This window comes from Mycobacterium sp. (assembly GCF_049281135.1).
Taxonomy (GTDB): domain Bacteria; phylum Actinomycetota; class Actinomycetes; order Mycobacteriales; family Mycobacteriaceae; genus Mycobacterium.
The window spans coordinates 1-7153 of the sequence record NZ_JBAPRN010000634.1; the positions used below are offsets into that span (position 1 = coordinate 1).

The window sequence follows — 7153 nt, forward strand, 5'->3', positions numbered from 1 at the left end:
CCAACCTGGCATCACGACGTCATCGCCGCCCGTGGCGCGTCAACCTGGAGGAACGACCCATGTCCATAACAGAACAACCCGCCCCGCAAACGCGGCGTGCCCGGTCCGTCGCCGGATCGCTTGCAGCAGGCGCGCTCGCGTTAATCGCCTCTGTTGCCACGCCGGCCGCCGATGCCGACACCGGCTACCAGTTTTTCCAGTCGCCGTCGGGCAATATCTCGTGCGAGCTGGGCACGTTGTCCGACGGCGGCGTCGTGCGCGCCACCGCCGCCTGCCAAGTCGGCAAGCACGACTACTCCGCTCCGCCGCGACCGGCGGACTGCTCGGGGGGCTGGGGGGACAGCGTGGGCTTGACGCAAGGCCGGCGGGCATCCCTGCAATGTCGCACTGACACGTTGCTGGGGTCGAATGATCCGGTCCTCGGCTACGGTCAGACCCGCTCGGTCGGCCCCATCACGTGTCACAGCGAGGAAGCGGGAATGACGTGTACGGATTCCAGTAGCGGCCAAGGGTTTTCGCTGTCTCGCGACGGGTATCAACTCAGCTAATTTGATGACGCCCGAGCGTGCGCCCGATGCTCCGAAAGCGATCGTGCTGACGTCAAAAGGGCTTACGCCCCACGCGCTGGTCCAGGACTTCGTGTTTCCGGGCATCGAAAAGATCCCGTTCCGGCAGCCAACAGACCACTCGACCTAAGCTGTATCGGTCGACGACGAGATGAGTGAACTTGTCCGAAAGTGCCGAGGAAGAGCTAGCGCGTTCGTTGATCGCCCAGTCTGGGGCCATGCTCGCCGGGGACATTCCCGGAGGTGACATCCGGGCTTTCCAGCAATTGCTGGTCGCACGCGAATTGCAATCCCAACCGGACGACGGGCCGTTGGCGGAAGCGCTGATCGCGCGGTCCAGCACTCGCAGAATCTTCGATACCGGGGCAAGTGTAGTCAGCGCCGCATCCAGCCTGAATGGACAGCGAGTGGCCACCAGCCACTTGCTGACGGTCAGGATATGGGATGTTCGGACGGGTCAACTGATCGGCGAACCGCTGCCAAAGCCTGTGGGAAAAGTGTGGGCTTTGGCCTCCGCCGACGGGCAGCGCGTGGTCTGCGCGAGTTACGTCACGAAGGTGCGGCTTTGGGAGGTCGCCACTGGCAAGGTGATTGGCACGCTCACCGGTTATCGAGGTGCAGTTGGCTGCATGGCGTTCAGCCCCGATGGCCGGCTTCTGGCTATCGGCAGCCGCGACAACACGGTTGGCCTGTGGGACGTCGCCACCGGTCGGCTGGTCAGCGGACCTGCCAGCCGGGAGGGTCCGATTTCGGCCGTAGCGGTCAGTCTCGACGGGCGGCTCTTAGCTTCTGCTGTCAGTTACGACGGCGGCGGCGCCGATTTCGTCGAGGTCTGGGACTTGGCCGCGGCCGAATGCATCTTCAGAATGTGGATTAAGTCAGTGGTCAGTTTGGCTTTAAGCCACGATGGCCGACTGTTGGCCGCAGGCAGTTTGGACAAAACGATCCAGGTTTTCGACCTCGAGAGACACCTCTGGTTTGATGGGCCACTGGTCGGCCACAGCGAAGCGGTGTCCAGCGTGGCTTTCAACGCCGACGGGTCCATTACTTCGGCCAGTGCGGATGCGACCGTTCGGCTGTGGGATCTGCCGCACATACGGCACTGCGGCCGCGTAGAGGACATGGTGTTCACTCAAGGGCATCTGCTGACCTCCGCCGCGTTGGAGACCACCGTCAGAATTTGGGATGCGGGCAGCGGTCAGTCGCTAGGCGCTGCGCTCAGGGGCCACGCTGGCATAATCCATAATTTGATCTTCAGCCCCGACGGGCGTCGCCTGGCATCGACCAGTGACTCCACGATGGTGCTGTACGACACCGAAACCGGGGAAACGGTTTTCGCAACTCGGGGCGGTGAGAACTGGCGGCGCGCATCGTTGGAGTTCAGTCCCACTGGTCGCCACCTCATTTGTGAACAAGGCGACACAGAACGTGTCGTGGACGTCGAGACCGGCCGAAAGCTGGCCTGCCCGAACGGGAAAGCGTGGCAGGTCTTGTTCAGCCCCGAGGGTCACGTGGTTTCGGTCGGGGATGGGACGGTGCTGGTGTGGGACCCCACCACCGGTCAACCGCTGTGCGGGCCTCTGCTCGGGCACAGTGGAGACGTGTCACGCGTGGCGCTCAGCGGAGACGGACGACGTCTGGCGGTGATAGATCGCAACTACGCAGCGCAGCTATTCGACGTTCATAGCGGCGAAAAGTTGGGAGAACCCTTCTTCGGGGTAGGACTGGACAAGTCTGCGCTCAGCCCCGACGGGCAGTATCTAGCCTTCATCAGTGGCCGTTCGTTGGGTTTAGCGGTGCGGCTGTGGCATGTCGACGACCGGGGTGATCGCATCTGGCTCGATACAGGTTCCTGGCCGATGGACGATATCGCCTTCAGCTGGGATGGCCGCTGGCTGTTCACCAGTTACGTGCGCGAGACGTTCGACGATCCCGGCGACCGGGAAAGGACGATGTACGAAACGCAGGTGTGGGACTTCAAGACCGGTGATCAAGTCTGGAGATACTCTGGGCTTGACCGAGGCGTGCAGTTCAGCCACGACCGGCGGCGCATGGCGTTGACTGCCGACGACACCGTGCTGGTCTGGAAAACTGACACCCGCGATCAACTCAACAATCCCGCCGTAATCCATGCCACCGGCGTGCAAACAGTGGAGTTCAGTTCCGATGGCCGTCGGATCGCCACCCGTGGTCCTCGCGGGACGGTGCGCGTTTGGGACGCCGACACCGGCCAACAGATCGGCGGCCCGCTGCGCGCCTACGCTGATGCCACGCCCTGGGGCGATGTGGCGCTTGGGCCGGACGGCCGCCTCCTTGCCACCAGCCGGGACGACCTCACCGTGCGGACCTGGAACGTTGACACAGGGCGTCAGATCGGTGCCCCCGTCAGCGGACCGGTGTGGCCTCTGGGCCGCGTGGTGTTGAATCCCAACGGCGAGTCCGCGGCATCAGCTACAGACTATGAAGATGCGGGGGTCGTGCGGTCATGGGATGCGCGCTCTGGCGAAGCGCACACCGATGCCCAGCACTGGCACGCCAGCCGCGTTACGTGCTTAGCGTTCAGCCAAGACGGGCGGTGGCTGGCCACTGGCTGCGCAGACGGCACAGCACGAATATTGGACGCTCAAACCTTGAGACCGATCTGTGAACCACTAGCCGGATACGCCGCAACTGTTTCGAGCGTAACTTTCAGCCCGGATGGTCGCCGCCTGGCTTCGGGGTGCCGGGACGGCACCCTGCGAATCTGGGACCTTGACAACGCCCAACTGCTCTTTGCCCCGGTTGCTGCCCACGAGGATTCCGTTTACCACGTGGCTTTTCACCTCGACGGTCGTCGCCTGTTGTCCGTTTGTAAAGATGGCTCCGTCCGGGCGTGGGATACCGGCACCGGGGAACCGCTCACCGACCAATTGCTGCATCACGACCCGAATCAATACATATATGGAAGTATCTCGCTGGCGATTGACCCGGGCGGCCGCCACTTTGCTACCTCGTTCGGAACGGAGACGTTGTTGTGGGACACCAACACCCATCAACCTCTCGGTAAGCCACTCGTCGGCCATGATTTACCTGTAGAGGCAGTGGCGTTCAGTATCGACGGACATCACCTTGCGACGGCCGATTACCAAGGCACGATACGCATTTGGCGCACTTCGATCGATCCCGACGAGCTATGCGACAAGCTCACCGCCAACATGAGCCGGACACAGTGGCGCGAATGGATCTCCCCGACTCTGGAATACCGGGTCGTCTGCCCGCACCTGCCTGTCGAAGACTGACCCCGTCTTGGTGACCGACTGATTGGACACATGGCCCCAGTGACAAGTCCGGGTGACTCTGACAAAGAGTCACCAACCGAATTGAGCGGGACACCGTGCGAGGGCGCGTGGCCGGCTCGCCACTCATGGGCGGGCTATCCGGGCGGCGCCGCTGCACCCTCACTCGGCACCAGCAGGCTGGCGATCTGGTCGCTGGGCGCGTCGCTGGGCGGGTGGGTGTCGGTTTTCGGATTCTTGTGCGGTCTCAGGATCCTGTTATTTGTCGCTGATCCGGCGGCCATGGTCGGCGTGGTGCTAGGCATTGTCGCGCTGATTCGGATCAAACAACGGAGCCAAAACGGTGTCGCGGCAGCCATTGTCGGTGTCGCGGCAGGTGCCGCGATACTGGTTTTCACCGTCTTTATGGTCGTGCTCGCGTGGGCCAACTTTGCACAAATCCACGAGCAGTACCGCTACAAGCAGTGACCGCTGTCCTCTGCGAGCCCAAACGACAGTGCTGGCACGTCCTTCTCACGCTCAACCTGCCGCAGGCACTCGGGATGCACCAGAGCAGGCTGAGTTTCGGGGCTTGACGCGTGCAACAGAAGTCGTGCGCAACCAACCCCTACCCGCCTCCGCGTATTCGGCGGAAACCTTTTTGGTACTGGCAGCCCTCTGAATTGGGGCAACTGTAGTTGGCTCCCACCGAAAGCTGCAGCCCGCACACAAGGAGTCGTCATGACCGTCACCGGTATCTTGGCCACCGCCGCGGCGCTCCTGGCCGTCCCCGCCGCAGCCCTGGCCGCCGCAGGCACCGCGCGGACCGCACCAGCCCGCGTCAGCTCCGCCGGCCAGCAGTTCCTGACCGAGATCAGCAACGAAGGCATCGGCTTTCCTCCCCGCACGACAACGCCACTCAACTGACCGCCTAATCACCAGCCCGGGCACCGAGGAGTCACCGATGAGCAGCTTGAGCGAACTTGTGTCACTGGATTTGGCGGCCGCGGCGATTCTGCTGGCTGCGACGGTGATCGGCATGCTCATGCTCGGCGTTCTGGCGTCGTGTGTCATTCGGCCGTGGTTGGGCGAATGGTTTGATGCCGGCCGGCGACACGGGCCACCCCAGCCTGCGCGCATCAACCCGCCCTGGCCACCGCCGCAACGAAGCACCTCTTCGCCTGCACCTTCACCGTGGGCCCGTCCGCCTACCGTGCGGCCAATGACTCACCCGCGCGACGCATCGCCGTCAGCCGCGCGCCCAGACGATGCGCCGTTTGTCGGCGCCCCCGTCGCGGCGAGCGGGCGGGGTGAGCGCCTACCAAACGTGGACAGCAGTGCGCTGACCTCGCAGCGGGATGCACTGCTGGCGGGGATCGCTCAGTTGCGCGGCTTACTCGATGACGATCTGGCCGCCGACCTACTGAACGACGCGATGCGACGCGGCGGGGTTTCGGTGGTGGACCCGACTGGAATGCGTGTCGACCCGAGTCGCCATCGCGTCGATCACACCGTGGCTGCGCCCGATCCTGACAGCGACGGCGTCATAGCGCGGACACTGACTCCGTGTTACCTGGACGGGACGAAGGTTCTGCGCGCAGCCGATGTCGTTGTCTACAAGTGGGCCTCGACGGACCGCTGGTTATGACAGGTTCGAGTAACACTTCGTCGTGGACCGCTCACTGGAGGAATGTGTCGATGGTTGAGAGGATTGTGCGGTGACGATCACGGCGGGTGGGGTGTTGGCGATTGATTTCGGCACGACGGCCACTGCTGCGGCGGTCAGCAAAAATGGCGGTGAGTCACGGTCGGTGATGCTGGCTGATGGGTCAGCGACGTTGTCGTCGTCGGTGTTTGCCCAAGGCGAGCAGTTCGTGGTCGGCTCGGCTGCCGACAATCTGGCGAACTGGGCGTTGGACGCCTACGAACCCACCCCCAAACGCCGGGTCGGTGAGCCGCGGGTGCTGTTGGGGGGGTACGAGTTTGCGCCCAGCGAGCTGATCGCGGCGGTGCTGGCCTCCATCCTCGAGGAAGCGGTGGGCCAACACGGCGAGGACACCTTAGGCTCGGTGACGTTGACCCATCCGGTGTCCTGGGGGCCAACGCGCCGGCAGGTGTTAGCCGAGGCGTTCAGTGCCGCGGCGTCGCAGCTGGGCCTGACCCGGCTGGGCGTGCCGAACTTTGTGCCCGAACCGGTGGCCGCCGCGCATTGGTATGCCCGACAGCAACCGCTGCGCACTGGCGACTACATCGGGGTCTATGACCTTGGTGGGGGCACGTTCGACACCGCCGTGTTACGCAAAACCGGTGAGGACGCCTACGAGGTGGTGAAATCAGGGGGCCTGGATCCGCTGGGCGGGGTCGATTTCGACTATCTGCTGTCCGACTACCTCGGGCAACGCCATATCGCTGACGCCAATCCCCAGCTGTGGGAGGCACTGTCCCCGCAAGCGGGCCCGCCCACCGACAGCGGACTGATCGGCCAGCGGCGCAAGCTGCAGGAAACCGTCAAGACCATCAAAGAGCAGCTGACCCGTCAGACGAGCATGAACGTCTACCTGCCCGGGGTCCCCGGCATGGTCCTAGTTACCCGCGCCCAATATGAGGAATTGATCGCCGACCACATCGAGAAGACCGTGGCCGAGTTGGAAGACACCATCGCCGAGGCCGGACTTACCCCCGATGATTTGACCGCGATCTACCGCATCGGCGGTGCCGCACGCACCCCGCTGGTCGGCGACAAACTCGCACGCCTGCAACGTCCCGTACGTGTCATCGACCAACCGAAACTCGTTGTCGCCCAAGGCGCCGCCCTGGCACCCGCCACGGCCATCACACATGACGAACCACCACCGCAACCACCGCCTGGCCTCACCGGCAAGCCAATATCGCAACCACCGCCTGGCCTCACCGGCGAGCCAATACCGCTCAGTGCCGCAGAAGCGACGAGAAATCCCACCGACAGTGCCGACCTGCCGGGGCCGAGCCGCTTCACCGCTTGGGTTCGGTTCGTGCTCTTCGTCGGCGCCGGCATCGTGATCGCGGGAATTACAGGCTCCCCGTACGGCCAGGGACTTCTGTTGGGGTGCGTGGCCGGCCTGGCCTACCTTGCGTACAACTCCCGTCGTCGCCGTGCGATGGTTTCGAAGCCTCAGGAGGGCGGCAGTACCGACCTGCCGGAGCCGAGCCGCGTCAAAGACTTCCTCACTACCTGGATTCCGTTTGTGGTGTTCGTCGGCGCCGGCATCGTGATGCAGCAAGTTACCCGCCACACCGTATGCCACACATACTTCTGCGCGTCCCCACCAACCGATCCGAGCTACTGGGCGCTGT

The 7153-nt window shown here is 63.8% G+C and carries 7 protein-coding genes; all 7 read left to right on the plus strand.

Annotated features, from left to right (window positions below; all coding sequences use genetic code 11):
* On the plus strand, nt 1-548 hold a 548-nt coding region (locus tag WAN02_RS25100), incomplete at its 5' end, for a DUF6636 domain-containing protein (RefSeq protein ID WP_422267481.1).
* Nucleotides 549-552: 4 nt separating this feature from the next.
* Entirely contained in the window at nt 553-696 is a 144-nt protein-coding gene (locus tag WAN02_RS25105) for a hypothetical protein (RefSeq protein WP_422267483.1), read from the plus strand.
* Nucleotides 697-721: 25 nt separating this feature from the next.
* Nucleotides 722-3844 (plus strand): WD40 repeat domain-containing protein, encoded by a 3123-nt coding sequence (locus WAN02_RS25110; protein WP_422267485.1) that lies wholly within the window; start codon nt 722-724, stop codon nt 3842-3844.
* A 39-nt stretch (nt 3845-3883) separates the two neighbouring features.
* Nucleotides 3884-4309 carry a hypothetical protein gene (locus WAN02_RS25115; RefSeq protein WP_422267487.1) on the plus strand — a complete coding sequence of 142 codons (426 nt, stop codon included), beginning with the start codon at nt 3884-3886 and terminating at the stop codon, nt 4307-4309.
* A gap of 252 nt (nt 4310-4561) precedes the next feature.
* The gene (locus WAN02_RS25120) at nt 4562-4747 is read left to right on the plus strand and encodes a hypothetical protein (RefSeq protein ID WP_422267489.1); all 186 of its coding nucleotides are present in this window, start codon (nt 4562-4564) and stop codon (nt 4745-4747) included.
* Between the two features lie 37 nt (nt 4748-4784).
* Complete coding sequence (locus WAN02_RS25125) at nt 4785-5468, plus strand: hypothetical protein (protein WP_422267491.1); 684 nt, start codon at nt 4785-4787, stop codon at nt 5466-5468.
* Nucleotides 5469-5538: 70 nt separating this feature from the next.
* Nucleotides 5539-7153 (plus strand): Hsp70 family protein (locus tag WAN02_RS25130; protein WP_422267493.1); only part of this gene is annotated, 1615 nt, incomplete at its 3' end.